Source organism: Paraburkholderia sp. HC6.4b (assembly GCF_014200875.1).
GTDB lineage: Bacteria > Pseudomonadota > Gammaproteobacteria > Burkholderiales > Burkholderiaceae > Paraburkholderia > Paraburkholderia tuberum.
This window is the reverse complement of the sequence record NZ_JACHDC010000036.1, coordinates 1-23,532: the sequence shown is the minus strand read 5'-3', so window position 1 is coordinate 23,532 and position 23,532 is coordinate 1. Positions and strand designations below refer to the sequence as shown.

General features: G+C 63.3%; 29 protein-coding genes, 2 tRNA genes and 1 pseudogene. 18 read left to right on the top strand and 14 right to left on the bottom strand.

Annotated features, from left to right (window positions below):
• Positions 1-172: 172 nt before the first annotated feature.
• Positions 173-249: transfer RNA gene (locus HDG34_RS37260), tRNA-Met, on the bottom strand.
• 223 nt (positions 250-472) lie between these two features.
• On the opposite strand from HDG34_RS37260, the gene HDG34_RS37255 reads away from it, so the two are divergent.
• Together HDG34_RS37255 and HDG34_RS37250 are read left to right on the top strand one after the other, a co-directional pair.
• Positions 473-970, top strand: coding sequence for a heme-degrading domain-containing protein (locus HDG34_RS37255; RefSeq protein WP_184043993.1), 498 nt, complete (start codon positions 473-475; stop codon positions 968-970).
• A gap of 4 nt (positions 971-974) precedes the next feature.
• Positions 975-1,313 carry a multidrug efflux SMR transporter gene (locus HDG34_RS37250; RefSeq protein WP_184068636.1) on the top strand — a complete coding sequence of 113 codons (339 nt, stop codon included), beginning with the start codon at positions 975-977 and terminating at the stop codon, positions 1,311-1,313.
• Positions 1,314-1,359: 46 nt separating this feature from the next.
• On the opposite strand, the gene HDG34_RS37245 is transcribed toward HDG34_RS37250, so the two are convergent.
• Together HDG34_RS37245 and HDG34_RS37240 are read right to left on the bottom strand one after the other, a co-directional pair.
• Positions 1,360-1,749, bottom strand: a complete 390-nt coding sequence (locus HDG34_RS37245; RefSeq protein ID WP_184068634.1) for a hypothetical protein — start codon at positions 1,747-1,749, stop codon at positions 1,360-1,362.
• 81 nt (positions 1,750-1,830) lie between these two features.
• Complete coding sequence (locus HDG34_RS37240; RefSeq protein WP_184029291.1) at positions 1,831-2,022, bottom strand: hypothetical protein; 192 nt, start codon at positions 2,020-2,022, stop codon at positions 1,831-1,833.
• A 304-nt stretch (positions 2,023-2,326) separates the two neighbouring features.
• Here HDG34_RS37240 and HDG34_RS37235 point away from each other — a divergent pair, with 304 nt between their 5' ends.
• Positions 2,327-2,614: a hypothetical protein gene (locus HDG34_RS37235; RefSeq protein WP_184068631.1), complete on the top strand. Its 288-nt coding sequence runs from the start codon at positions 2,327-2,329 to the stop codon at positions 2,612-2,614.
• A gap of 185 nt (positions 2,615-2,799) precedes the next feature.
• Entirely contained in the window at positions 2,800-3,084 is a 285-nt protein-coding gene (locus tag HDG34_RS37230; protein WP_090804362.1) for a DUF1488 domain-containing protein, read from the top strand.
• A gap of 93 nt (positions 3,085-3,177) precedes the next feature.
• Here the strand turns inward: HDG34_RS37230 and HDG34_RS37225 are convergent, their stop codons facing one another.
• Entirely contained in the window at positions 3,178-4,152 is a 975-nt protein-coding gene (locus tag HDG34_RS37225) for an NAD-dependent epimerase/dehydratase family protein (protein WP_184068627.1), read from the bottom strand.
• A 144-nt stretch (positions 4,153-4,296) separates the two neighbouring features.
• Between HDG34_RS37225 and HDG34_RS37220 the strand changes: the two genes are divergently transcribed.
• Both HDG34_RS37220 and HDG34_RS37215 read left to right on the top strand, forming a co-directional pair.
• Positions 4,297-5,145, top strand: coding sequence for a TetR/AcrR family transcriptional regulator (locus HDG34_RS37220; RefSeq protein WP_184068624.1), 849 nt, complete (start codon positions 4,297-4,299; stop codon positions 5,143-5,145).
• A 46-nt stretch (positions 5,146-5,191) separates the two neighbouring features.
• Positions 5,192-6,328, top strand: coding sequence for an enoyl-CoA hydratase/isomerase family protein (locus HDG34_RS37215; protein WP_184068621.1), 1,137 nt, complete (start codon positions 5,192-5,194; stop codon positions 6,326-6,328).
• Positions 6,329-6,392: 64 nt separating this feature from the next.
• On the opposite strand, the gene HDG34_RS37210 is transcribed toward HDG34_RS37215, so the two are convergent.
• Entirely contained in the window at positions 6,393-6,818 is a 426-nt protein-coding gene (locus HDG34_RS37210) for a hypothetical protein (RefSeq protein ID WP_090805723.1), read from the bottom strand.
• Positions 6,819-7,348: 530 nt separating this feature from the next.
• Between HDG34_RS37210 and ssuD the strand changes: the two genes are divergently transcribed.
• The 4 genes from ssuD (at position 7,349) to HDG34_RS37190 (ending at position 10,722) form a co-directional block, all read left to right on the top strand.
• Positions 7,349-8,509, top strand: coding sequence for an FMNH2-dependent alkanesulfonate monooxygenase (ssuD, locus tag HDG34_RS37205; protein ID WP_184068618.1), 1,161 nt, complete (start codon positions 7,349-7,351; stop codon positions 8,507-8,509).
• A gap of 74 nt (positions 8,510-8,583) precedes the next feature.
• A complete protein-coding gene (ssuC, locus tag HDG34_RS37200; RefSeq protein WP_184068614.1) occupies positions 8,584-9,432 on the top strand; it encodes an aliphatic sulfonate ABC transporter permease SsuC in 849 nt (282 codons plus the stop codon).
• On the top strand, positions 9,429-10,448 hold the full coding sequence (locus tag HDG34_RS37195) for an ATP-binding cassette domain-containing protein (protein ID WP_184068611.1): 1,020 nt from the start codon (positions 9,429-9,431) through the stop codon (positions 10,446-10,448). Before ssuC ends, HDG34_RS37195 begins: the two co-directional genes overlap by 4 nt.
• Before the next feature lie 58 nt (positions 10,449-10,506).
• A complete protein-coding gene (locus HDG34_RS37190; RefSeq protein ID WP_008922916.1) occupies positions 10,507-10,722 on the top strand; it encodes a molybdopterin-binding protein in 216 nt (71 codons plus the stop codon).
• Between the two features lie 35 nt (positions 10,723-10,757).
• On the opposite strand, the gene HDG34_RS37185 is transcribed toward HDG34_RS37190, so the two are convergent.
• A complete protein-coding gene (locus tag HDG34_RS37185; RefSeq protein WP_090804375.1) occupies positions 10,758-11,018 on the bottom strand; it encodes a hypothetical protein in 261 nt (86 codons plus the stop codon).
• A 241-nt stretch (positions 11,019-11,259) separates the two neighbouring features.
• Between HDG34_RS37185 and HDG34_RS37180 the strand changes: the two genes are divergently transcribed.
• Together HDG34_RS37180 and HDG34_RS37175 are read left to right on the top strand one after the other, a co-directional pair.
• The gene (locus tag HDG34_RS37180) at positions 11,260-11,457 is read left to right on the top strand and encodes a hypothetical protein (protein WP_184068607.1); all 198 of its coding nucleotides are present in this window, start codon (positions 11,260-11,262) and stop codon (positions 11,455-11,457) included.
• A gap of 147 nt (positions 11,458-11,604) precedes the next feature.
• Positions 11,605-11,847, top strand: a complete 243-nt coding sequence (locus HDG34_RS37175; RefSeq protein ID WP_018418205.1) for a DUF6566 family protein — start codon at positions 11,605-11,607, stop codon at positions 11,845-11,847.
• A gap of 224 nt (positions 11,848-12,071) precedes the next feature.
• Here HDG34_RS37175 and HDG34_RS37170 read toward each other — a convergent pair whose 3' ends face one another.
• Positions 12,072-12,341: a hypothetical protein gene (locus HDG34_RS37170; RefSeq protein ID WP_018418204.1), complete on the bottom strand. Its 270-nt coding sequence runs from the start codon at positions 12,339-12,341 to the stop codon at positions 12,072-12,074.
• A 351-nt stretch (positions 12,342-12,692) separates the two neighbouring features.
• Positions 12,693-12,765: transfer RNA gene (locus HDG34_RS37165), tRNA-Ser, on the bottom strand.
• Between the two features lie 618 nt (positions 12,766-13,383).
• Between HDG34_RS37165 and HDG34_RS37160 the strand changes: the two genes are divergently transcribed.
• Positions 13,384-16,641, top strand: coding sequence for a tetratricopeptide repeat protein (locus HDG34_RS37160; protein ID WP_184068604.1), 3,258 nt, complete (start codon positions 13,384-13,386; stop codon positions 16,639-16,641).
• 254 nt (positions 16,642-16,895) lie between these two features.
• Here HDG34_RS37160 and HDG34_RS37155 read toward each other — a convergent pair whose 3' ends face one another.
• Positions 16,896-18,116 (bottom strand): hypothetical protein, encoded by a 1,221-nt coding sequence (locus HDG34_RS37155; protein WP_184068601.1) that lies wholly within the window; start codon positions 18,114-18,116, stop codon positions 16,896-16,898.
• Entirely contained in the window at positions 18,082-18,315 is a 234-nt protein-coding gene (locus HDG34_RS37150; RefSeq protein ID WP_184068598.1) for a DUF4224 domain-containing protein, read from the bottom strand. The genes HDG34_RS37155 and HDG34_RS37150 overlap by 35 nt, the downstream gene beginning before the upstream one ends.
• 145 nt (positions 18,316-18,460) lie before the next feature.
• Here HDG34_RS37150 and HDG34_RS37145 point away from each other — a divergent pair, with 145 nt between their 5' ends.
• Complete coding sequence (locus HDG34_RS37145) at positions 18,461-18,757, top strand: hypothetical protein (RefSeq protein WP_184068595.1); 297 nt, start codon at positions 18,461-18,463, stop codon at positions 18,755-18,757.
• A 331-nt stretch (positions 18,758-19,088) separates the two neighbouring features.
• Here HDG34_RS37145 and HDG34_RS37140 read toward each other — a convergent pair whose 3' ends face one another.
• The 3 genes from HDG34_RS37140 to HDG34_RS37130 form a co-directional block, all read right to left on the bottom strand.
• Positions 19,089-19,664, bottom strand: coding sequence for a hypothetical protein (locus HDG34_RS37140; RefSeq protein WP_184068592.1), 576 nt, complete (start codon positions 19,662-19,664; stop codon positions 19,089-19,091).
• A gap of 140 nt (positions 19,665-19,804) precedes the next feature.
• Entirely contained in the window at positions 19,805-20,305 is a 501-nt protein-coding gene (locus HDG34_RS37135) for a DUF1643 domain-containing protein (RefSeq protein WP_184068589.1), read from the bottom strand.
• Positions 20,289-20,774, bottom strand: coding sequence for an ASCH domain-containing protein (locus HDG34_RS37130; RefSeq protein ID WP_260321463.1), 486 nt, complete (start codon positions 20,772-20,774; stop codon positions 20,289-20,291). The genes HDG34_RS37135 and HDG34_RS37130 overlap by 17 nt, the downstream gene beginning before the upstream one ends.
• 35 nt (positions 20,775-20,809) lie before the next feature.
• On the opposite strand from HDG34_RS37130, the gene HDG34_RS37125 reads away from it, so the two are divergent.
• The gene (locus HDG34_RS37125) at positions 20,810-21,076 is read left to right on the top strand and encodes a hypothetical protein (RefSeq protein WP_184068586.1); all 267 of its coding nucleotides are present in this window, start codon (positions 20,810-20,812) and stop codon (positions 21,074-21,076) included.
• A gap of 2 nt (positions 21,077-21,078) precedes the next feature.
• Here HDG34_RS37125 and HDG34_RS37120 read toward each other — a convergent pair.
• Positions 21,079-21,753: pseudogene (locus tag HDG34_RS37120) on the bottom strand (DUF5131 family protein); the annotation flags it as partial.
• 2 nt (positions 21,754-21,755) lie between these two features.
• On the opposite strand from HDG34_RS37120, the gene HDG34_RS37115 reads away from it, so the two are divergent.
• The 3 genes from HDG34_RS37115 to HDG34_RS37105 all read left to right on the top strand — a co-directional run bounded on the left by HDG34_RS37115 (position 21,756) and on the right by HDG34_RS37105 (position 23,514).
• Positions 21,756-22,514: a hypothetical protein gene (locus HDG34_RS37115; RefSeq protein WP_184068580.1), complete on the top strand. Its 759-nt coding sequence runs from the start codon at positions 21,756-21,758 to the stop codon at positions 22,512-22,514.
• Positions 22,511-23,035 carry a hypothetical protein gene (locus HDG34_RS37110; RefSeq protein WP_184068578.1) on the top strand — a complete coding sequence of 175 codons (525 nt, stop codon included), beginning with the start codon at positions 22,511-22,513 and terminating at the stop codon, positions 23,033-23,035. Before HDG34_RS37115 ends, HDG34_RS37110 begins: the two co-directional genes overlap by 4 nt.
• Before the next feature lie 95 nt (positions 23,036-23,130).
• Positions 23,131-23,514: a putative holin gene (locus HDG34_RS37105; protein ID WP_184068575.1), complete on the top strand. Its 384-nt coding sequence runs from the start codon at positions 23,131-23,133 to the stop codon at positions 23,512-23,514.
• Positions 23,515-23,532 lie beyond the last annotated feature (18 nt).

Below are 23,532 nucleotides of genomic sequence, written 5' to 3'. Positions count from 1 at the left end.
CCACCGCAGTCATCTTTTCTCTCTTGTACATTGCCCCGTAGCTTGGCGCGTCATTCAGTTGACGCGTTTTTTTCGCCTGAGGGAGGGGCGGTCAAGGGGATCACCAGACCAAGGCCACAAAAACAAAAAAGGGTTACACGCCGATGCGTTGTAACCCTTCAATGATTTCGGTTGGTTGCGGGGGTAGGATTTGAACCTACGACCTTCGGGTTATGAGCCCGACGAGCTGCCAGACTGCTCCACCCCGCGTCCGTCGAAGAAAAGATTATAGACCAGCCATACGGTCAGCGCAATAGCCATGTAAGAATTGGCTTCATTGCGCTTCGCTCTGCCCGCGCGACGTCGCCTATCGGAAAGGCTCTGGAAAGCCGTGCGCGGATGCTGCGCTAGAATTCAGATTCTCCACGCGGCTCGCCGGATCTTCACGACGGCGGCCCCTTTGACTCTGATGCCCCGACCCGTTCTGAACCCCATGGATATCGCTCACGACCTGCAGGTCATCGCCATTCAGGAAAAAACCCTCGTGTTTCCCCGCTTCGATGCCGACCGCGCGTGGCAAGTCGGCGCGTATCTGCACGAAGTCGCGAAAGCGCGCGGCATTGCCGCTGCAATCGACGTGCGAACGTTCGGCCAGCCGCTATTCTTCAGCCTGCTCGACGGCGCGACGCCCGACAACGTCGACTGGGCGCGTCGCAAGGGCAACACCGTCGCGCAATTTCGCCGTAGCTCGTACGCGATCGGTCTGAAAATGCAGCTCGCGGGCGCGACGCTCGCCGACAAGCACGGACTGCCGGCCACCGAGTACGCGTCGCACGGCGGCGCGTTTCCGCTGGCGGTGGAAGGGGCGGGCGTGATCGGTTCGATCACGGTGTCCGGTCTGCCGCAGCGCGCCGATCATGAACTCGTGGTCGAAGCGCTGTGCGCGCATCTCGGTCACGACTACGGCAAGCTCGCGCTCGCGAAAAACTGACGCGATGCGCGTACCCCCGTATGCGCTGCTCGCGATCGCGATCGTCGCCGAAGTGATCGCGACTTCCGCGATGCGGGCCTCGGACGGCTTTTCACGGCTGCTGCCGTCGATGGTCGTCGTGCTCGGCTACGGCATCGCGTTCTATTGCCTGTCGTTGACGCTCCGAAGCATTCCAGTCGGCATCGTCTACGCGATCTGGTCCGGCGCGGGCATCGTGCTGATCACGCTGGTCGCGCTAGTGCTGTACCGGCAGGTACCCGACGTACCGGCGATCATCGGGCTGGGATTGATCGTCGCTGGCGTCGCGGTGTTGAATCTCTTCTCGAAGATGCAGGCGCATTGAGCGCCCGCGCCAGCCGCCGCGATTGCCGCCAGGCACGTAAATCGGCTTACTTGCAGCGCACGATCATCGAGCGGCCCTTCACGTTCGCCGACGCCACGTTCGTGACGCTGCCGCCGGCAATGCCGCCTTCGTCGTTATCCTTCGACACGATGTCGTAGCCGGTCGCGCCGCAGGCCTTACCCGCTTGCACGTAGCACGAGGCCCAACTCGAGCCGGCGTCGGCGCCGCTGCAGTTGACCGCGAAGCCGGTCTGGCCGTTGGGCAGATTGATCAGCGTGGTCGTGTTCGACGACGCGCAGCCGCCCAGTCCCGCGGCGAGCAGCAGCGCGGCGGGCAAGGCGGCCGACAGCGACGCGCGACGCACGAGGGCAAGCGCGGCGCTGGATCGGAGGCGGTGGAATCGGCCGGCGCGTCGCGGTTGCGTCGTGAATTGCATCGTGTTGTGTCCTTTCATTCAGATAGAGGGGGCTGCCGGGTCGGGTCGGCCGCTGTGGAGCGCGAGGGCGCGCGTCACGGCTCAGGTCATTTCGACCGTGATGCCCGCTGCGTTGAGGAGCCGCCGGGCTTCCGCGCCTTCTTCAGTGGCTGCGTCTTCCCAGATGCCGATCGCTTTCGGGATGTCGATGCCGTGACTTTCGGCGTACTCGAACCAGCGGTTCGCCGCATCCGGCTCGGGCAGTTCATGATCCTGCAGAAAATATTTTCCCATATTGCGCTCGCTGGCCTCGAAATGGCGTCGTAACAGGTACCGTGCGACAGCATGGAGCATGCCGGTATGGACCGTTCGACCAGCGCGCGCGGCTGAAGTGCGGCGCGGCTCTTTGGCGCGGCTCTTTTGGCGCGGCGCGGGGGGCGGCGTCTCGCGAGCAGAACTTATCGCGCTGCAACGCGCCTTATCGTTATGGGACGGGCCGCCCGCACACACCCAGTGCAGCGGCGCGCCGCATGCTGAAGCATCAGGGCGGCGCCGTTGCGACTGGCGCCAGCTCTGCAACCGCAACAGGAGGACGAAGATGGCTGAACGGGTCAGTGGCCCTTATCGCGGCTATTACATCAGCGCCGCCGCGCGCCTCGTGCCAGGGGGCAGCACGTCGGGCACGTCGGGCGACGCGCACACCAAAGCGGACGGTACTTACGTCGGCACGGTCAGCCTCGCCGAGCTCGGCCCGGACGATCCGCACCGGATGGAAACGCTGCTCGAGCTCGGCGACCGGCAACGCTTCGACAGTGAAGAAGAGGCGCTCGCGTTCGTCGAACGGGCGGCCCGCGAGTATGTCGACCGATTGCTGGATGGGCCGTGAGCGTGTCGGCGATTTCCGTGCAAAGGGCTCGCCAAGGCAGCGCGCGATGCCCTGAATCAGGCGCCCGCGCGCGCTGGACCGTGATCCGGCGGCGCGAGTACCATAGCGGGACTTGCGAGGATCGGCGGCGCGCAGGGCCTTCCGCGCGAGCTACATTCCCGCCGCCAACTTCTGACGAGGCGACCATGAAGATCCGTTTTCCCGAAGACGCGCCTGCTTACCGCGACTCCAACCTGACCGTCGTGTTTTCCGCGCTGGTGGACGGTGAGCCGGTGCCGTGCGCGATCTCGGTGGAAGCGCTCGAGGATCATTTCGGCGCTTACAGCGAGAACCTCGACGGCTGGCTGCGCGCGTTCGATGCGGGCCGGCCGCGCATCGAGGCCGTTGCGCGTGAGCATCTGCAGATCAGTAACGGCACACCCGTGCTGCTCAAGAGTGGCCACTTTCCGCCGGGGCAGATGGCAGGCTAAGCGGACCTGCCGACGGACCGTCGGCGCCAGAGGCCGGGTGCAGGTCCATCTCTGCGGTTTTCACTTCACCTACGCATCGCCAACGCCTTGCCGCTAATTCATGTCGCGTGCCGGCACTACCTCGCGCGCCGCTTCGAAGCACCGCCTGATCCCTTCCTGATACGACGTCTTCCTGAGCGGCCCGATCAACGTCGCCAGCGCCGAATCATCGAGCACGACCGGCTCGGTCATCAGATAGTTCATCTCGACCAACTCGCGCATCAGCGGATTGAATAGCCCGAGCACGCGCAGCATGCCCTTGCCGGCCACCATCAGCTTCGGCCTGGAGCCCGCGAGCGCGTAGGCCTCGCGCGCCACCTCGCGCTGCGTGATCGTGCCGGCGCCCGCGAGATGCCACCAGCGGCCGTAGGCTTCGGGCGTGCGCGTGAGTCGTTCGACCACGGGACCGATATCCGGCAGATAGATGAATTCGTGCGGTACGTCGACGGGACCGAGCACCTGCGCGCGCTTGCCGGTAGCGGCGCCAACGAAGACACCGTGCAACAGGCTGCGCTCGACCCCCGGTCCATAGAAATCGGGCAGTCGCAATACCAGCGTTTCGAGACCTTTCTGGCCATGCGCGGCCAGCACGAGCTTTTCCTGTTCAAGCCGCATGCGGCCCTTGAACGTGTGCGGCTCGCGCGGATGATCTTCGCGGACCGGGTTGCCGCGCGCGCGGCCATACGGATACACGGTGCCGATCAGAATGAAGCGCTCGACACCGGCGGCCGTCACGCCAGCCAGCGTTTTCTCCATCAACGGCGGGTGCTGCGCGAACTGGTCGTAGGGCACGCCGACGAGGTAGATCACGGTCTGCAGACCGGCGGCCGCGGCGCGGATCGAGGCGGGGTCGTCGGGGTTCCAGGTGACAATCTCCGCGTGCGGGTCGTCACCGAAAGTCCGTTGCAATACCTCGCGCGAGCGGCCGACCACCCGGTAATCGCGGCCCGCCGCGCCAAGCGCCGTCGCGATGCTTTGACCCGCAGCGCCCGCTGCACCGAATAAACCGACCTTTCCCGTGGCTTGCATGACGATTCCCTCAGATGGCGGCGCGACATCGTCGCGCGCTCGTGGCTGCTCGATTTGACAGATGAAAATTTACTGAACATTGTTCAGTAAACGATGTTCAGTTTAAATTGACTTTTCAGTTTGTCAATCTGAAAATTGCGAGTCATGGGAATCGCCGAACGAAAAAACCGCCAGAAGCAGGCACTGCGCGAACGCATCCTCGATGCCGCGCGGCGCATCGTCGTGGGCGAGGGCTTTGCCGCGCTGTCGATGCGCAAGATCGCTGACGCGATCGAATATTCGCCCGCCACGTTGTATCTGCATTTCGCGAGTCGCGACGACATCGCGCGGGCCTTGTGCGCCGAAGGCTACGCGCAGTTGCTCGCGACCTTCGTGCCGCTCGTGCAGATCGCGGATCCCGCCGAACGGCTGAAGGCGCTCGGGCGCGCGTACGTCGCGTTTGGCGTCGAGCATCCTGAAACGTACCGGCTGATTTTCATGGAGGACCCGAGCTATACCGGCGCGGCGCTCGGTGGCGGGGTGGGCACTGGCAAACACGACGGCAACACGGGCGACACAAGCGCGAACACCGGGACCGGTGGTTCGACCGCCTCCCTGGGCAACGCCGCCGGCGGCGTTGCCGACGACGATCCCGGCGACGCCGCGCTGCACATCATGATCGACGCGCTCGACGAATTGCGAGCAGCGGGGCATCTGTCGGCGTCGGTCGCATCGATGGAGCCGGCCATCTGGGCCGAGGCGTTGTGGGCGAGTCTGCATGGCATCGTCGCGCTGAATCTCACGTGCCCGGTGTTTCCGAGCGTGCCGCTCGAGACGCTCGTCGGCGTGACGCTCGACGCATGGCTCGGTGTGCCGCAGGCCGTGGCGGCGGGCGCATCGAACAGCGCCGCAGTCCGCGGCAAAAAAACCGTCGCGCGGCGCCACGCCAAGTCGGCCGGCTCCACGGACCCGGCCCCCGAGGTCCCCACCAAACGCAAAGCGGCAGGCCCGTGATAACGTTCGGTTCCACCTCATGCCGCGCCGCCGCGCCCAGTTCTCCATGTCCACGTCCGCCTTGCCCGCCACTAGCGACGAAATCGCGACCCACGTAGCCAACCGCATCGGTCTCATCGAACTGGAGCGGCCGAAAGCGCTGAATGCGCTGTCGACCGGCATGATCCGCGCGATCCACGCGGCGCTCGACCAGTGGCGCGAGGACCCCGAGGTGCTGGCCGTCGTCGTGCGCAGCCGGCACGAGCGCGCGTTCTGCGCGGGCGGCGACATCCGCTTCATGTATGAAGCGGCGCAAACCGGCGACCAGGAGGCGCGCGATACGTTCTTCAGCGAGGAATACCGGCTCAATCACGCGATCTTCGTGTATCCGAAGCCGTATATCGCGTTGATGAACGGCATCGTGATGGGCGGCGGCGTGGGCATTTCGCAGGGCGCACATCGCACCGGCGGCCTGCGCGTCGTCACGCCATCGACGAAGATGGCGATGCCCGAAACCCGTATCGGCCTCTTTCCGGATGTCGGCGCGAGCTGGTTTCTCGCGCGCACGCCCGGCGCGATCGGCCGCTATCTGGCGGTGACCGGCGCGACGATCGGCGCGGCCGACGCGCTGTACGCGGGCCTCGCCGATGCCTACATCGACGACGCGGCGTTGCCCGCGCTCGTCGATACGTTGAGCCGCGAACCGTTCGAGCGCGGTGCTGATGTGTTTGCGTGCGTCGAGCGCGAGACGCTCGCGTATCAGGTCGCGCCGCGGCCCGAGGAGAGCGCGCTCGCGAAGGCGCGGACGTTGATCGACCGGCATTTCGCGCTACCCGACGTCGCGCGGATACTCAAGTCGCTCGAACAGGAACGCGAGCGCGGTGGCGACGCGGCGGAGTGGGCCGAGCAGACGATCGCGGTGCTGCGCGAGCGCTCGCCGCTGTCGATGGCGGTCTCGCTCGAAGTGGTCACGCGCGCGGAAGGGTCGATGGCCGACGTGCTGCGCACTGATCTCGATCTGACGCGCTCGAGCTTTCTGCGCGGCGATACGGTGGAAGGCATTCGCGCACGCATCATCGATAAGGACAACGCGCCGCGCTGGCGTTTCGCGCGCATCGAGGACGTCAACCGGGCCGATGTGGAGCAGATGTTCGACAGCCCGTGGCCGGCGAACGAGCACCCGTTGGGCGCTCTGCGCGGCTGAACGCGCGGCCTCGCGAACCCGCCCGCGCGAATCTACGCGTTGCGCGAATTCATGTTCGCCGCGCTTATTCCTCTGCCTCGCTCGCCATGAACGCGCGCATGAACACGAGCGCACCCCAGCCCCACATCGCGTTCGCCGTGAAGCCCACCGCGAGGCGCGGCAGCATGTTGCCGCTCGGCCAGATGCCGCGCAGCGGATCGACGACGAACACGCTCGCCGCCGTCAGCACGATGCCGCCGAACACGAACGCGGGTACCCACGGCGCGCGCCGATGCGGCGCGACGCGCAGCAGCCAGGCCATCAGCACGGCCCAGCACGCGCTCCAGATTGCGTTCGCGATGAACTCAGGCAGGCCGAGCGGCAAAAACGGCGCGGTCGAAAAACCGCTGGGGTCGATCATGCCGGCAGCGTGCATCAGCGCCAGCGTCGATTCGCGAAAGAACAAAGAAGCCAGAAAACCGGCGACGAACGGCAGAATAATTTTTTGCATGCATTGCACCGGCAACGTACAGGCAACTCGCAAGACCTGTACCGGGTGATTGGAAACGAGCGCCATTATATCGACCGGGGTTGGGCGGCCGGGGCCGCGTGTATAAAGCGCAACAACCGTATGCGGTAGAACCGGGCTAATCACGAAAGCGGAAATCCTAAGCTCAATAAAATCGTTCAAAAGCCGCGGACCGCTCCATAGACTGTTTCCTCATGCAGACGGCTCGGGTGTCGCCGTCATCCGATAAATCGAGCGCATCACGCGCACGTTGGTCGAGGAAAGCCGTCGCAATGTCGAGCCTCACACCGAATCTCCGTTGTCGCAGGGCTCACGCGCGGTCGTGTTCGCGGTGTCGTCCGCCAGGCGCATAGCCTTCATCGATTTGACGCAGTTGCCGATGGCCTGAGTCCATCGTCCGTTTCTCAATCCTTCAACGCGTCGCAGCGCCTTGCCGGTTGCCGGCTCGATGCGCGCGGCCGGCGCTCGCGCTCACCGTTTTCATTACGTCAGGGACAGACAGGAGTAACAACATGAATGTGTTCTGGTTCATTCCGACTCACGGCGACAGCCGCTATCTCGGTACGTCCCAAGGCGCACGCGCAGCCGACTACGACTACTTCCGGCAGATCGCCGTCGCCGCCGACACGCTCGGCTACGAGGGCGTGCTGCTGCCGACCGGCCGCTCGTGCGAGGACGCCTGGGTCGTCGCGTCGAGCCTGATTGCCGCGACGCAGCGGCTGAAGTTCCTCGTCGCGATTCGCCCGGTGCTGTCGTCGCCGGGACTCGCCGCGCGTATGGCGGCGACGTTCGACCGGCTGTCGAACGGGCGTCTGTTGATCAACGTGGTGACGGGCGGCGACGCGGCCGAACTGGCCGGCGACGGCGTGTTCGTCGATCACGACACGCGCTACGAAATCACCGACGAATTCCTGCATATCTGGCGCAAGCTGCTCGCCGCGTCGCACAGCAACGAAGCGATCGATTTCGACGGCAAGCATTTGCGGTCGAAGGGCGGCAAGGCGCTATATCCGCCGGTGCAAAACCCGCATCCGCCGCTGTGGTTCGGCGGCTCGTCGGCGGCCGCGCACGATATCGCGGCCGAGCACATCGACACCTATCTGACGTGGGGCGAGCCGCCCGAAGCGGTCGCGAAGAAGATCGCCGACATTCGCGCACGCGCCGCGGCGCGCGGCCGGCAGATCCGCTTCGGCATCCGTCTGCACGTGATCGTGCGCGAGACCGAGGAGGAAGCGTGGGCCGCCGCCGACAAGCTGATCAGCAAGCTCGACGACGACACGGTCGCGCGTGCGCAGGCGTCGTTCGCGAAGATGGATTCGGAAGGGCAGCGCCGTATGGCCGCGCTGCACGGCGGCAAGCGCGGCGGGCGCGAGCAGCTCGAGGTCTATCCGAACCTGTGGGCGGGCGTGGGGCTCGTGCGCGGCGGCGCGGGCACCGCGCTGGTCGGCAATCCGGAGCAGGTGGCCGCGCGTATGAAGGAGTACGCGGCGCTCGGCATCGAGACGTTCATCCTGTCGGGCTATCCGCATCTCGAGGAATCCTACCGTTTTGCCGAACTCGTGTTTCCGCTGCTGCCGCAACGCTTCAGCAAGGTTGCCAACGGGCCGTTGTCGGGGCCGTTCGGCGAAATCGTCTGCACCAGCTATCTGCCGAAGGCGGCGAGCGCGAGTTGAGCGCGCCCATAGCATGGGTCGCGCGGCTTGCGCGACACGCGCGCGACGATCGACAGGCAAGGAGAAAAGCCAACATGAGTGACACCACTTTGAGCGCGGGAACGGCGGCAACCCCGCAGCCCGCGTCCACGGCGCGCGCTGCCGCGCTGCGCCGTTTCGGCGCGCACCTGCTGCCGTGGCTCGCGCCGATCGCGATCCTGCTCGCGTGGGAAATCGCCGCGCGCAGCGGCGCGCTGTCGACGCGCGTGCTGCCCGAGCCGCTCGCGGTCGTGAAGGCCGCATGGTCGCTGATCCAGTCCGGCGAAATGTGGGCCGACGTGAAGGTCAGCACCTGGCGCGCGGTGTCGGGCTTCGCGATCGGCGGCGGCATCGGTTTCGTGCTCGGACTGGCGACGGGTCTCTTCAAACCCGCGGAAATCGTGCTCGATTCGACCGTACAGATGATCCGCAACATTCCCGCGCTCGCGATGATTCCGCTCGTGATCCTGTGGTTCGGCATCGAGGAACAAGCGAAGGTATTCCTCGTCGCGCTCGGCGTGTTCTTCCCGGTCTATGTGAACACGTTTCACGGCATCCGTTCGGTCGACGCGAACCTGACCGAGATGGCGCGCAGCTATGGCGTCAAAGGTTTCGCACTGTACCGCCACGTGATTCTGCCGGGTGCGCTGCCGTCGATTCTGGTCGGCGTGCGTTTCGCGTTCGGTCTGATGTGGGTCACGCTGATCGTCGCCGAGACCATTTCCGCGCAATCGGGCATCGGCTACATGACGATGAACGCGCGCGAATTCCTGCAAACCGATGTGGTGGTGGTCGGCATTCTGCTGTACGCGGCGCTCGGCAAACTCGCGGACATGCTCGCGAAGAGCCTCGAGCGCGTGTCGCTGCGCTGGCATCCGGCCTATCAGCGAGGAGCAAAAGCATGAGCGCAACGACGCTATCGACGACGTTCGGCGGTATCGCGGGCAGCGATCTCGAGACCGAACTCGCGCAGCCGCGGCTCGCGGATCACGACGCGAACGAGGCTGCGCTGGTTGAGCGGGACGGGGCGGCCGGGACTCATCACGGCTCGCAAGCCGGCTTGCAACCCGCCACCGCGCTGGCCCGCAGCGACGCGCGCCCCGCGAGCGACTACGCGGTGCAATTGCGCGGCGTCGGCAAGCGCTATGGCGAGCGCGAGGTGCTGTCGGGCTTCGATCTGTCAATCGAGCGGGGCAGCTTCGTCGCGATCGTCGGCCGCAGCGGTTGCGGCAAGTCGACCTTGTTGCGGCTCGTCGCGGGTCTCGAGGAAGCCAGTTCGGGTGTGCTCGAAAAGCGCGCTGGGAACGGCGGTCCGCTCGACACCCGCATCATGTTTCAGGATGCGCGTCTGCTGCCGTGGAAAAGCGTGCTGCAAAACGTGATGCTCGGCCTCGGCCGCGGCGCGCGCGACGATGCGCGCGCGGTGCTCGCCGAAGTCGGCCTGCTCGAACGCGCGAACGACTGGCCCGCGCAACTATCGGGCGGTCAGCGGCAGCGCGTCGCGCTCGCGCGGGCGCTCGTGCATCGTCCGCAATTGCTGCTGCTCGACGAGCCGCTCGGCGCGCTCGATGCGTTGACGCGCATCGAAATGCACGCGCTGATCGAAAGGCTGTGGCGCGAGCATCGCTTCACCGCGCTGCTCGTCACGCACGACGTGCACGAAGCCGTCGCGCTCGGCGAGCGGATTCTGCTGATCGAGGAAGGCCGCATCGCGCTCGATCAGCCGGTCGCGCTCGCACGTCCGCGCGCGCGGGCGTCGGCGGGCTTCGCCGCACTCGAAGACCACGTGCTGCAACGCGTGCTGAACAACGCGCCGAACGACGACACGCTGGCGCATTGCGCGTATCAGCCCTATGACCCGTACGGCTTGCCCGAACCCGGCCGTCTCACGCGGCCGACCGAGGTGCGCTGGGCCGTCTGAGTTTTCCTGGCAAATCGATCCGATTCCGTTATCAACTGCTTCTGTGGAGTGATCTGAAATGAGCATTTCCGCCATCAACGTGCGCAATCAGTTCAAAGGCAAGGTCAAGGAAATCATCCGCGGCTCGGTGGTGTCCGAGGTCGACGTAGAGACGCCGTTCGGCATCGTCACGTCGGTGATCACGACGCGCTCGGTCGACGAACTCGAACTGAAAGTCGGCTCGGAGGTGGTCGCGCTCGTGAAGTCGACCGAGGTGTCGATCGCGCGGCTTTGATGACGCTCCGCCAATGCGAGCGGCGTGCGCAGCGGCTATTTCGCGTTTGCGCCGCTTGCGGGCGGCTCGTGCGACATGTGGTCGTTGGTTGGCTTCGCCGGCCGCTTGATCGGCATGTTGTCCGGGTTGCTCGAACTGCCGGCGCCCGATGCCGCCTCGGGCGGTTTGGCCATCGGCGCATGGCTGTCCGGCGGCGCGCTGGGCGCCGTCTGCGCGACGGCGCTCGCGCCGCTCGCAAAGAGCGCTGCCAGCGCGGCGGCGGTGGCCGTCAACGTGGCCCAATTGCCTCGCTTCATGTCGTTCTCCTTCGATGTCGCGTGCCGTCTGCAGACACGCGGCTGTGTGCACAATTAGCTAGTAGCAGGCCGCGTTCCGGGGCCGCTGGTGGCGCGTTGAGGCGTGCTCCTAACGGTCATGCCGGTTTCAGACGCCAATTGCCAGGCTCGACGCTCCGGGGAGCAGGCTCGTCAGGCGCGCACACCTGCATCCGCCGATGAAACTTGCTACGATGAATTGAGCATTCCGACGGAGACGGCCATGTCGAAGTCCTTGAGTCCTGAAGCGGTCGAAGCGTTGCGGCGTCTGAACGACGTCGGCGTCGGACAGACGGCGCCCGAAGTCGCGCAGTCCGTTGCGGCGGAGTTGCTGGCATCCGACCTGGTTGCCGAAGCGGGCAGTGGTGGGGTCGAAATCAACTGCAACGGCCGGCAGTATCTTTCCGGCGATTGCAACTGATCCGCTGATCGGCGGCCGGCCGCACGGCCGGTGCGGAGAGCGAGGCGGCGCGTCGCGGGTGAGTCGCGAGCAGGTGATTGGCCAGCGCGACGCCAGCGGGACGCGCGCGTCCGCCTACCCGCGATCAGCGAAACCACGGAGACGAGCATGGAGCCGAAGGGCGTCGACATGGGCGACTATCAGGCGCGCTATGGCGACTACGACATCGAGGTGGCGGTGGAACAGGTACTGACCGGCGTCAAGGCGCATTTCCGGGTGCTGCGCGACGATTCGACGGTGGTCGACTGGCAGCTCGTGCATATCGATAGCTTGTGGTCCACCGAGCATGCGGCCGCCGAGGCGGCTTTTCGCGCGGCGCGCGAATTGATCGATGCGGGGCTGGCGAGTTAGACGCGGATAGCCGCGTCGCGACGGAAGGGGACGTCGTGTTCGGATGAGGCAAGGAAGCCGCAGGCGCACGAGACAACGGTTGCAAACCGAAGGCTACCCGGGCAACGTACCGGGTACCACGGCTGCCGTAAATGCAACTGGGCGCCGGCATCGATACTGCAGGCGCGGCGCCCAGTTTGATCGCTGCCTTCAGAGGCAGCGGACCTGACGGTACTGCTGGCGGCTTAGTGGCCGAAGAACACCGATTGCGGACCCGACGTGGGTTCGCTGCGCGTGCCCGATTGCGTCGACACGCTATTCACGCCGCCGTATGCATTCGATTGCGCGTTGGCGCGTTCGGCAGCGACGGTCTGCGCGTTCTGGCCTTGTTGCGAAGCCGGCGCGCCAACCGACGGACGGTAGTACGGTGCCGGACCATATCCGCTGGCGAAAGCGGGAGCGGCGATAGAGGCGGAAGCGGCAACCAGCAGGGCGGCGATAAACTTGGTCTTCATGGTAGGACTCCGATAACGTTTCGACTGCATTTCAGGAAGATGTTGCAGGAGCCAGTGAACCAGGTGTCTGCAACGTCGATGGAAGCGAGTGTATACCCCTACTATTGAGAATTTGTGCCGATAATCTGAAATTACTCTTCCCGATGAAGAAACAATCGTTCAGACGTACGCGCCGCAAGGCGGACCGGTGAACCGGCCCTATTGGCCAAGCGGTTTTTGAGAGGCGGGAGAAGGCGGGAAGGGGTGATTGCGGGGCGGAAAACCGCACAGACATCGTGGAAAACGCAGAAGGCCGTCAGCAAAACAAAAACGGCGTTGTGATTGCTCACAACGCCGTTTGCTTGAATTCTGTGGGGTGGCTGATGGGACTCGAACCCACGACGACAGGAATCACAATCCAGCCGTCAAAACGCCTCGCAGCCGCGTCAGACAAGGATCTCACAAACTAAATTCGGAACAGACGCGCCCTTTCACGCACGGTGGCATGCGGGTTCGCGGTGAGTCGTTCCGAAAATTCGGACCGTGCATTGCGCTTCTGGGACTGTATGTGCATACAGTTGTGGTGGTGGCCCGCTCGTTGTGAATTGCAACGACGAGCACAGGCTCAGATCGACCCATTGGCGACGGTCGGGTCGTCGTGGCTCCAACGGCAGGTGTTAGTCGACATCCAAATATGTTCGCTACCGAACAAGGCCGTGTGAAAACTCAAGCCACCCGCCCGAGTCTAAAACCTCGACCCTTCAGATCGTCTTGTATTAGCTTGGAAGCGACGCGGGAAGGGTAAAGCGACCCCCGAAAACAGGGTGTTTTTCGTTTTCCCCCGGCTTCGACCCAAAGCCCACCTTTCGACCGCGATACCGCAATTGCAGCATCTGACGCTGAAGCAGCTGTCAATGCTATTGCGAAGGTCAATACGGGCTTCGAGCAGTTGAGACTGCGCTGAATGACGTTCGCTGGCGGCCGATGCCGTGGTCATATTCACAGTGATATGATCATTCACTTTCTCGCTCTGCGAACAAGGTGCCAGATGGACCTGTGTTGGTTGCACATTTCCGACTTTCACTTTCGAAGCGGCGACACGTACGACAGTGACGTCGTGTTGCGTGCGCTGATCAAGTCCGTGCGCGATTACCGCAACGCCGGCCGGCGCTGCCACTTGATATTTGCGACCGGCGACATCGCACAGGCGGGCAAGCCGCAGGAATATGAGCAGGCGACCCGCTTCTTCGACGCGTTACTCGACGCGGCTGACGTCGAGCGGCGCTCTCTGTTCGTCGTTCCAGGCAACCACGACGTCGATCGGAGCCAGGGTGTGGGACTCGCGCGAACGCTCGGTTCGCGGGAAGACTCCGACGCGTACTTTGCGCCGAATATGCCGAAGCCACACTTGAGCCTTAAATTGCGCGCTTTCAGCCAATGGCATGAGCAGTACTTCGCAGGGGTTCGGCGCTTCCCGGATACTTCGACCTGCGGACCTGTCGAGTTAGTGGAAGTACGTGGGCGTCGCATTGCCGTGCTGAGCCTGAACAGCTCACTGTTCTGCCAGGACGACAATGATCATGCGAAGCTGCTGCTTGGTCGTCGTTGCCTCGATGCTGCGCTCACCGAGCTGGGGACGCACTCGGCCGATCTGAATTTGGCACTGATCCACCACCCTCTTGACTGGCTCAGCGATGTCGAACGGTCGAACGTTAGGGCAAGCCTGCAAGGCCATGTCGACGTCATATTGCGGGGTCACCTGCATGAGACTGACGTCGACACGGTCACGTCGCTTACAGGAACGACACTGCATTTCGCCGCCGGTGCTGCATACCAGACGCGCAAATGGCCGAATCGGGCACTCTACGTGACTCTTGAGAACAGCGGTTCGCTGCGCGTGTTTCCGATTCGCTACGAGGATAGTCCCGTCGAAGTCTGGACAGTCGACCCGAGCGTATTTCCCCACGATCCTGGGCACGAAAGGCGACTGCCGAGCCCACGGGCCCATCCGGCATCGCCGGCTGCACCTGCACCGGCGATGGAGCCGCGGGAGCCAGCGCGTTTTCGCAGCAACGTCGCGGCGCGTGGCGACGTCCCGTTTCTCGGCCGCGAGGAACTGCTGGGCGACATCGCTCGTGAACTCGGGAACCCCGCTCACGAGCGTGTCGTCGTTCTGTACGGACCACCCGGTGTTGGCAAGAGCGAACTCGCGCGCGAGTACGCGCGGCTCGGCCGTGACAGGTACCCGGGAGGCCGTTTCTTCATCAACGCGGGTACGGAAATGGCCGACTTGGCGCGCATCGGAGCCAACAGCCTTGGGCTGGAATTCACATCCGACCTACCGCTGGCCGATCGCTGCGAACGAACGCTACTGACGATGCACGGTGCCGCGACGCTGCTGATCTTCGACAACCCGTCGACGAAACAAGCCATAGAGCCCTGGCTTCCTCGCAGCGGCATGCCGTGCCACGTGCTCGTGACGACCGTCAACGAGCGCTGGTGCGATGAGTGGCCGAGCCTCCCTGTCGCACCGCTTTCGCCGGCGATGTCCCTCGAACTCGTCGAAAAGGTCGGCGGAGCGGTCGTCGCTGAGCGTTTCGGCCAAGACCTCGCGGCGCTATCTGGCGGGCTGCCGGTGCAGATCGTGCCGGCGTCGCGTGCACTGGCGTACGAGCAGCGTCGCGGACGGCTGGATGACGCCAGATTGGACATGGCACCGGAGGCGAGTAGCAGCTTCGATCTCGTCCTCAGGACAGTCGATGCTTCGGTGCGCCTGCTGCTATATGCGGCAGCATTCCTTGCACAGCAGCGCATTATCCGCGATGAACTGTTCGGCCATCTGGAACTCGAGTACGCCGGTGTACGGACCGACTTTGAAAGAAAGCTCGACGTGTGCCTTGACCTGCACCTACTTGAAGGCAGTGCCGAATTGCGCATGCATCAGCTGCTCGGCTCGTACCTGGTGCAGTGTTCGGCGCAGGATGAGGCACTAGCTGCCAGCTTGCGGGGGGTTCGGCTGCGGCAGAAGGCCCGTTTTCTTACTCTGGTACGGCAGGTCGTTGCTGCGCCGGGGGACGCGAAATTGGGAGGGGCCATCCTGTGCTACCGGCTGGATCCGGCAGATTGGGACGGCGAACTTGGCATGACAGCGGTCGACCAACACGCAGTAGGGGCCGGTCTGTACGCGATCGGGAGGTTCGACGAGGCGCGACCGTGGTTCGAGCGCGCGGTCACGGAAAAGGAACAGGGCGACACGCATGGCCGCGTGGATCACGGCAGCCGGGGCGCGAGCCTGAATTCGGTCGGCTCCTGCCTGTCTACGGTCGGCAAATTCGACGAGGCGCGACCGTGGTTCGAGCGCGCGGTCACGGAAAAGGAACAGGGCGACACGCATGGCCGCGTCGATCACGAGAGCCTGAGCAAGAGCCTGCACTCTCTCGGCTACTGCCTGTCGAGCGTCGGCAAGTACGACGAGGCTCGGCCGTGGTTCGAGCGCGCGGTCGCAGAAGCGGAACAGGGCGATAAGCATGGCCGCGTGGATCACGGCAGCCTAGGCGCGAGCCTGAATTCGGTCGGCTCCTGCCTGTCTAGCGTCGGCAAATTCGACGAGGCGCGACCGTGGTTCGAGCGCGCGGTCACGGAAAAGGAACAGGGCGACACGCATGGCCGCGTCAATCACGAGAGCCTGGGCACGAGCCTGCACTCTCTCGGCTACTGCCTGTCGAGCGTCGGCAAGTACGACGAGGCGCGACCGTGGTTCGAGCGCGCGGTCGCAGAAGCGGAACAGGGCGATAAGCATGGCCGCGTGGATCACGGCAGCCTGGGCGCGAGCCTGAATTCGGTCGGCTCCTGCCTGTCTAGGGTTGGCAAATTCGACGAGGCGCGACCGTGGTTCGAGCGCTCGGTCACGGAAAAGGAACAGGGCGACACGCATGGCCGCGTCGATCACGAGAGCCTGGGCACGAGCCTGCACTTTGTCGGCTCCTGCCTGTCAGGCGTCGGCAAGTACGACGAGGCGCGGTCGTGGTTCGAGCGCGCGGTCGCAGAAGCGGAACAGGGCGATAAGCATGGCCGCGTGGATCACGGCAGCCTGGGCGAGAGCCTGAATTCGGTCGGCTCCTGCCTGTCTAGCGTCGGCAAATTCGACGAGGCGCGACCGTGGTTCGAGCGCGCGGTCACGGAAAAGGAACAGGGCGATAAGCATGGCCGCGTGGATCACGGCAGCCTGAAGTCTAGCTTGAGCTCCCTCGCCGTCTGCTACGGAAGACTTGGCCGGCTCGACGACGCCATGAAATTAGAGGAACGGATTTCGCGAATCTGAAAATCGCTTCGGCGGTGGTGACACGTGCGGCATCTCTGAACATGCCACCTTGCGCTCGCCGCTGCTACCGCTCATGGCCGTGGCTGCGAGCGCTGATGAGCGTCCGCAAACGGATGTTCAAAGGTCATAGGAGTGACGTTAGGAGCCGGTGAGGGATCGGCAGCAGATGGCCGAACTGCGCCGTTTCCCATGCCGGAAGTCGCGAGGAATTCGCGACGCAAATCCGGGTAGTTAGCCAGCTTCTTACGATGTACTTACTCCGTGGCCTTTGCGACCTTGACGCGACGCCGGTCGTAGTGACGGTGTGTCGTGCCTGGACTCGCGTGGGCGGCGAAGTCGTACGCATCCGCGTCGTGCTGCTCGAGCTTTGCACTAATTGCAGTCGGCCGAACGTCCGAGAGTGCGAAATACTCGGGATGCTTGGTGATCTGCAGTTCCATTATGCCGCCGCGGATTGGCGCGTTGATCCGGTTCGCGATGCGCTGCGCAGCCTCATGCATGCGCTTCGCCTCGGCCTCGAGCGCGATGTTCTTGTCGAACGAGCCGATGTAGGCGTACATGGCGTCCTGCCAGACAGCATTCCAACCGCTTTTCGAATATGGCTGTCCGGTCCGCGTTGGAAAGAGGAAGAGGCTGTCGACCGCTCGATCGCGCTTGGCACGCTCGGTGACAGCGCGTAGCCGCCACGACCACTGCCGAAGCTTGTGCACTTCAGCCTCGCCTTTTTTCCGCTTCGCGCCGACGACGCGCACGCCGGCCTCGGTCAGGCCGGAGAAGTGGAAAGGGCGGATCTCTGCCGCGCGAAAGCCGGTCAGGTAGCAAAACATCGCTGCGAGTCCCATTGTGCGATAGGACTGCTTCTGGCGAAGCGCCCAAACGTAGAACGCGAGCACTTGATGCCGCTCGATCGTGCGCACGTCCGGGTCGTTGGTGTTCAGCATCATCCCGATGAACGGGTTTTGCTTGATGACGCCCCAGCGCACCGCGTAATTGCAGATGGTCTGCATGAGGGCCATGTCCTTGTTTGCGCCGATCGGCGCGCCCGCGTTCGCTCGCGCGTCGAGGAACTGATAACCGTGGAATGTTTCGAGGGCCATCGGGGCCATCCGGCCGAAGAACTTGATGAGACGCTCGTACGCGCCGCGTCGGACGGCGAGACCATCTTTCGATTGATCGCGGAAGTGCGTCGGCGCGACCTCGTCGCGAAAGCGCTCGACCATGGCGGCAACGGAGCCAGCGACGATCTGGCCGGCCTGAATGTCGAGCGCTTTACGCATCGCATTGCGCTCGGCGGTGGCGAGTGCGGCCCGGTCGCCGCGCGCCACGGTTGCAAAGGTCTCGCTGCGGCCGTCTGGGAACTTGTACCAGAACGAGATCTTGCGGACGCCAGTGCGCTTGTACAGCCGGTCTATGCCAGTCGATTCGTTGACTGCGGCGGGCTTATCGGGCGAAGGCTTGGAGGTTTGGCGCGGCATCAAATTTCGAGTTTCTGTGATCCGTCGGCGTGACGCCGAGCTTCATATCGCGATATGCGCGCGACACTTTCGGCAGGCCGTTTCGGTCGACGACGAATTTCCAGTGGTTATCTCTCAGCCAGCGCTGCATTGCGGTGCGCTGGTTGGGTTTGCAGTTGATAAGGTCGGCCAGTTCGTGAGCCGTGAGATAGTCGCTCATCGCTCGCTCCTCATGTGGATTCGGATTATTCGGAACATCGATCCGATCATTGGATTACCTCCATCTGGTTTCCACCGATGGGAGAGACGCTACCCACGGCGCACGGCGCGGCGTGATGTACCATGGCTGAAAATGGAGACTGGCCATGACCAAACAAGATTTTGTCCAGCGCTCGCTCGACATTGCGAAGGCAATGGGCCTGCGCGTCGATGCAGTCACACAGGGCGAAGCGCGCGGGCTGTTGCGTATTTGCTTCAACGAGAAAAGCGGGAAATTCCTCCACGAACTCCACCTTCAATCGCTCTATCCGCTGTTGCGCAAGCGCGGCCTCTCGGTGGCTGAATTGAACGCCGCTATCGAATCGGTGGCGCCCGGTCGCCCATGCACGCATCGCGGAATGCGCGAAATCATCGTGCAACTGCAAAACGCTTCTGCTCGATAGCCGCCCGAATGTTTCGCGATGAGACTTTGGATTCAGCCTTGCGGTGCCTGCAGCGACCTCTACGGGCAGCCGGCCGCCATCGGCCCGCATGAGAACCTGGACTTCAACGGTAGAGGGACCGTGCAGGCGGTGCGTGCGGAGGAGCATTACACCTGCATTCGCTGCGGCGCCGTGTTCGCTCGCATCCTTGCAGGCGAAACCCGAAAGCAAATCTGGATGCTGGTGAACGCGGGTCAACATTGACTGCTTCAAGGCTGTTGATCGCCGCTGCACCCGCGATTCGCTGCGGCAGCGCACATGAAATATTCCACCGGAAAGTAGGATCGGGAGCTCACGCATGGACGCATATCATCGTGGTGACTGGTTTGGTTTCGGGCAAGCGGTCGGAACCGTCGCCGCTATCTTCGCGACGATTGGCTTGTACTGGGCGCAGCGCCGCCGAGATGTGCGTCGCGACCGCAGACGCAAGGCATCGATTCGAAGGGCTGTCGATGACACTCTCCGACTGAGTATTACGCTTGCGGAGGAGGCGCACGAACCCGGCGATCGATTTAAAGAAGTTGGCACATGGAGTCAATACAAAATATTCAGAAAACGCCAACTTGACGAGTACTTGGAGATTCTGGCGTCGCTCCCGGTCGAAGATCTTGCCGAGACGGACTTGTTGGGAGTCGCCTTGAGTGTTCGAGTTTGTCTTCGCAATCTCAACGAGATTATTTTCGAATCCGAAATAGATTCTCCGGAATCTTGGCCATACAGCCGTAACATGATCCTCGATTGCTTGAAAAGCCTTCACCGGTCGCAACAAGCATTGAAGACAAAAAGTTAGAGGCTGGCGCTCTAATTCATCGAGAATCTGTTCGTCTATCACCATCGTTTCGTCGAGCTGGTTAGATTGGGCGATCATTTCGCTCTCACGTCTGAGTCCGACTTTCGGAGTCGTCCGATAAGTGCGACGGTGCGTGCGGAATAAGATGCAGACGTTGGCAGCCGCGTCTCCCGCGATGTTAAGCCTCGCGACGAGCGAGGCTTTTTTTCGTCTTGACGTCATTGCGCCGGGCTCCAATTGGTAAGCCGCTGGTCGGCGCGCACATACAGCGGATGGCGTGGCGATCCGTCTTTCGTCGTGCCAAGGCTCAGAATCCGCCTGTGCGGGGCGCCGCAAAAGATCGCGTACACCTCACGCACGCGGTCCAGTTTGGAGTTCGCTCCCCAGGCGAAAATGACCGTTTCGTGCTCGCGCGCGGCGATGCGCAGCCACATGTCGTTGTCGGGTCCGACAGGATCAGCGTGGCGCCACAGGTCAGCCGGGCTTGGAGAGCGAAGGGCATACAGGTTGACCACGGCAATTCCGTTGCATCCCCATCGGTATGCGAACGCCTTGCAGCGGCGCACCGTGGGATCGTCGGCAGTTGCGTCTGCGGTGCTCGGGTTTAGCATCACGAACAAAGCAGTTCCGAGGCACGGCTGTTCGAACTCGGGCCCGACCGGGGCCGGCCGCCTGAGCAGATATCGATAGGTGCCGCAGGGACTAATAATCGCGCTCATGCGACGACTCCAAGTTCGAGCAGTTGCCGCAACTGCGCGGCGACCTCTGGCGCAACTTCGAAAAAGTTGAGTGCTCCTTGCAGGCAACGAAAGGCAGCGGCTTCGACTCGACGACATGAAAGCCGTATTGGCCTTCGATGTGCCACGGTGACGTGCGATCGCTGGGCGCGACGCATCCGTCGATTGTTGCGACGCCGACGATTCCGCCGCGTTGTAGCTGGTCGAACGGAGGCAGTTCGATCGTCGGGCCGCCGACCGGCCACAGCGGATCCTGTGCGGCTTCGTACTCCGCGCGCGTCATACCCTTTGAAGCGTGAATCAACACGCGCCCGCGGACCTTTGTCGGCCAGCTGCGGTTTTCGATGTCCTTCAGGGTGCCAGCGGCGATCGCTGCCGCGCGCGCCGCATCGGTGAGATCTGGACGCACGATGAGCCAACACCAGGGCTGGCGGATGGAAAGCGCTCTCATGCTAGGATTCCTAAAGCGAAAAACCGGAGCTGAACATGTCGGACCGACATCGCGAAATTGAATACGATCCGTATCGAATCATTGTCAACGCTGACCGGGAATATCTTGCCGGCGCTGCCGATCCGAATGGCCGCTTTTCGGCGCGAGCCGTAATTACGAGGCTGGACGGTCAACCTGTGTACAAGAATTTCCTCAACTACCAGCTCGAAGAAGGTCCGTGGTTCGACGAGCTTCAGGATGCACTCAGAGACGCAGAAGTGCGCGCTCGTACGGCGATCAATGACGGTTTCCCCGATCTCTGACATCACCGCTTCTCCGGAAATGCGTCATGCGTGCGGCCATCAAGTTCGCGGCCAGCTGCTTTCTTGCCCACACGTCTGATCGTGATGCAGTCGGCGTCTTCATCGCTAGGAGGCGCGGCCCATAGGGTGCCGTCGGCGCGCATGAAACGTACTTCGCCGGGTGAGGAGCCGAACGCTGCCACCGACGCATCGGCCCATTCGCCGTGCTGTTTGAATAGAAACGGCACCACGGCCTCACCACACTGATCGCGGAGCGTGCGCGCCCAATCCGTATTCATCGGCCGCGCGCCCGGGCCGCTTTCACCGCCGGCAATCACCCAATCGAGCATGTCCAGCCGCGTCGTGCGATGTTCATCCGGCAGCGTCGGGGACGGATAGCGACCGCCGCACCGATCCGACAGATGCCACCGCCTGAGATCGACCGGCCCGAGCAACGGCTCCGCCGAAAGGAAGCGCACGCGAGCTGGCACCTCGAGCAACTTCGGAATATCCCGGTCGGCCTCTTCCTGATTGACGACCGTCGCGCCGATCCAGACGTTCGGCCACGGCCAAGGGGCGTGAGCCTTTAGGCCTTTCCTCTGTAGTAGCGCATCGACGATCATCTCTCGAGCGTTGCCGATGCGCTTGGTCAGCAGCAGCCAGTCGAGATTGGGCGTGCTTGCTATCAGCTCGAACAGTCGTGCGTGCATCGGATAGCGCAGTACGGAACATCCGTTTTACGCCGCAGGGCGATCTGGATATCGCGGCGCTGATGGAATTTGTAGGCGTGAGCGACGCCACGGTCAGCACCTGGTACGACCAAAGCGGAAAGGGGTATCACGCGACGGCGGTGGCGGGGGCGCAACCGCACATCGTCGAAGCTGGCGTGCTGGTCGCGGTCAACGGGCAACCGGCGGTCCAGTCGTATTCTGACGACGACAGTGGAAACTCTCAGACGCTGAGCGCGCCGCTGCCGAATATCAACACGGCCGCGAATCCCTTCACGCTGAACACCGTATTCAACTGCACGCTCCAGCGTGCCACTGGCGTCGTATACCCATTCCTTCAGACGCCCGTCGTGAGCAACCCGATTGGATACCAGATCGGATTCGTCACTTCCGGTACCGTCGCGTCGCAACGGATCAATGGCACAGCGCTATCGAGTAGCTACGGCGTCATCAGTTCAAGCAACGCGTCACCGACGAATCTCAATAGCGCGAGCGCACTTCTCTCGAAAAGCCCGCTCACGCTCTGGCTTAACGGCTCGCAGTACACATCCAGCACGGGCGGGTCGGCAGCAGTTACGGTGAACAGCGTGGTGCTGGGCGTCCCATATGAGCCCGGAACCGGGACCTTCGGCTCGATCATGACCGCTTTTCTCGCTGAGGCGATCCTCCTCCCGCCCGGAGCGGAAGGCGCCCTCTATCAAAACCAGCAGGCTTACTGGGGAACTCCATGAGATACGCAATACAGAATCCCGATGGTTCGTTCAAGATTGATTTGCTTGGGAATCTGTTCCCGAATGTCAGTTTTGCCGGTGGCGCGCCGTCTGCAACCTGGCTCGCGGATAACCACGTCTATCCCGTTGCCGACGATGTCCAGTTCGACGCGCTAACTAAATGCGTCGACGTCGAACCCTACCTCGACGGCGATGTGGTTCGCACAGCGCGCGCTGAACCAGTCACGGACGATGACACGATCGCAAGCGCCTACGTCGACGCGTTGCAGCGGGCGATGGACGCCGCGGCGCGCAGCCGTGGTTACGACGACATCAAGTCGGGCATCACGTATCTGGAGAGCAGCATCCCAACGTTTGCCGCTGAGGCCCGCGCAATGCGCGACTGGCGCGACGCAATGTGGGGATACGGCCTTGCCGAGATCGCAGCAGCGCGGAGCGGCGAGAAGTCGCTGCCGGCGCTCGCGGTGTTCACTGCGGGGATGCCGCAGATCGAATGGCCGGCGGAGCAAACATCAACCTAGCAGCATGTTGTTCTAACGCTTTCAGATTCGCCGCCTTCGGGCGGGTTTTTCGTTTACGGCCACCATTTGGTGGCCGCTTTCTTATCGGAGAGCCAATGACAGAGCCTGTTTCATCGACGGGGGCTGCGATCAGCGCAGGAATGACGAGCGGCGTGTTGATCACGCTTCTGCATTCGCAGGTTGATCCAAAACTCGTCGTAGGTGTGGTGTGTGGGACGTGCGTTTTCATGATGCGCTCGCATGAGCCGTCGTGGTTTCGCAAGTTCGTTTATTCGATCGTGACGTTGCTCGGCGGCTTTTCCTTATCGTCGTGGGCGATGGAGCATTGGCCCGGCTTGCCGTCGTGGCTGGCGGGGTTCGCGTGCGCTGCTTCGATCGTCACGATTACCGATCTCGTCCTCATAGACAGCGTCAAGCAGCATGGCCGGTCAGCGACAACTATCTTGGCCGGTCAACGGGGTAATTGTCGCTGCTTATAAGGTCATATTTGACGTTGC

Coding starts and splice junctions, on each gene's coding strand:
- HDG34_RS37170 (WP_018418204.1), bottom strand. CDS start 12,341: ATGAAGACCAAGTTTATCGCCGCCCTGCTGGTTGCCGCTTCCGCCTCT.
- HDG34_RS37145 (WP_184068595.1), top strand. CDS start 18,461: ATGACCAAACAAGATTTTGTCCAGCGCTCGCTCGACATTGCGAAGGCA.
- HDG34_RS37250 (WP_184068636.1), top strand. CDS start 975: ATGCGCGTACCCCCGTATGCGCTGCTCGCGATCGCGATCGTCGCCGAA.
- HDG34_RS37125 (WP_184068586.1), top strand. CDS start 20,810: ATGTCGGACCGACATCGCGAAATTGAATACGATCCGTATCGAATCATT.
- HDG34_RS37240 (WP_184029291.1), bottom strand. CDS start 2,022: ATGGGAAAATATTTTCTGCAGGATCATGAACTGCCCGAGCCGGATGCG.
- HDG34_RS37175 (WP_018418205.1), top strand. CDS start 11,605: ATGGAGCCGAAGGGCGTCGACATGGGCGACTATCAGGCGCGCTATGGC.
- HDG34_RS37235 (WP_184068631.1), top strand. CDS start 2,327: ATGGCTGAACGGGTCAGTGGCCCTTATCGCGGCTATTACATCAGCGCC.
- ssuC (WP_184068614.1), top strand. CDS start 8,584: ATGAGTGACACCACTTTGAGCGCGGGAACGGCGGCAACCCCGCAGCCC.
- HDG34_RS37105 (WP_184068575.1), top strand. CDS start 23,131: ATGACAGAGCCTGTTTCATCGACGGGGGCTGCGATCAGCGCAGGAATG.
- HDG34_RS37210 (WP_090805723.1), bottom strand. CDS start 6,818: ATGCAAAAAATTATTCTGCCGTTCGTCGCCGGTTTTCTGGCTTCTTTG.
- HDG34_RS37185 (WP_090804375.1), bottom strand. CDS start 11,018: ATGAAGCGAGGCAATTGGGCCACGTTGACGGCCACCGCCGCCGCGCTG.
- HDG34_RS37155 (WP_184068601.1), bottom strand. CDS start 18,116: ATGCCGCGCCAAACCTCCAAGCCTTCGCCCGATAAGCCCGCCGCAGTC.
- HDG34_RS37130 (WP_260321463.1), bottom strand. CDS start 20,774: ATGAGAGCGCTTTCCATCCGCCAGCCCTGGTGTTGGCTCATCGTGCGT.
- HDG34_RS37195 (WP_184068611.1), top strand. CDS start 9,429: ATGAGCGCAACGACGCTATCGACGACGTTCGGCGGTATCGCGGGCAGC.
- HDG34_RS37225 (WP_184068627.1), bottom strand. CDS start 4,152: ATGCAAGCCACGGGAAAGGTCGGTTTATTCGGTGCAGCGGGCGCTGCG.
- HDG34_RS37150 (WP_184068598.1), bottom strand. CDS start 18,315: ATGAGCGACTATCTCACGGCTCACGAACTGGCCGACCTTATCAACTGC.
- HDG34_RS37180 (WP_184068607.1), top strand. CDS start 11,260: ATGTCGAAGTCCTTGAGTCCTGAAGCGGTCGAAGCGTTGCGGCGTCTG.
- HDG34_RS37140 (WP_184068592.1), bottom strand. CDS start 19,664: ATGATCGCCCAATCTAACCAGCTCGACGAAACGATGGTGATAGACGAA.
- HDG34_RS37215 (WP_184068621.1), top strand. CDS start 5,192: ATGTCCACGTCCGCCTTGCCCGCCACTAGCGACGAAATCGCGACCCAC.
- HDG34_RS37255 (WP_184043993.1), top strand. CDS start 473: ATGGATATCGCTCACGACCTGCAGGTCATCGCCATTCAGGAAAAAACC.
- HDG34_RS37245 (WP_184068634.1), bottom strand. CDS start 1,749: ATGCAATTCACGACGCAACCGCGACGCGCCGGCCGATTCCACCGCCTC.
- HDG34_RS37190 (WP_008922916.1), top strand. CDS start 10,507: ATGAGCATTTCCGCCATCAACGTGCGCAATCAGTTCAAAGGCAAGGTC.
- ssuD (WP_184068618.1), top strand. CDS start 7,349: ATGAATGTGTTCTGGTTCATTCCGACTCACGGCGACAGCCGCTATCTC.
- HDG34_RS37230 (WP_090804362.1), top strand. CDS start 2,800: ATGAAGATCCGTTTTCCCGAAGACGCGCCTGCTTACCGCGACTCCAAC.
- HDG34_RS37135 (WP_184068589.1), bottom strand. CDS start 20,305: ATGAGCGCGATTATTAGTCCCTGCGGCACCTATCGATATCTGCTCAGG.
- HDG34_RS37220 (WP_184068624.1), top strand. CDS start 4,297: ATGGGAATCGCCGAACGAAAAAACCGCCAGAAGCAGGCACTGCGCGAA.
- HDG34_RS37110 (WP_184068578.1), top strand. CDS start 22,511: ATGAGATACGCAATACAGAATCCCGATGGTTCGTTCAAGATTGATTTG.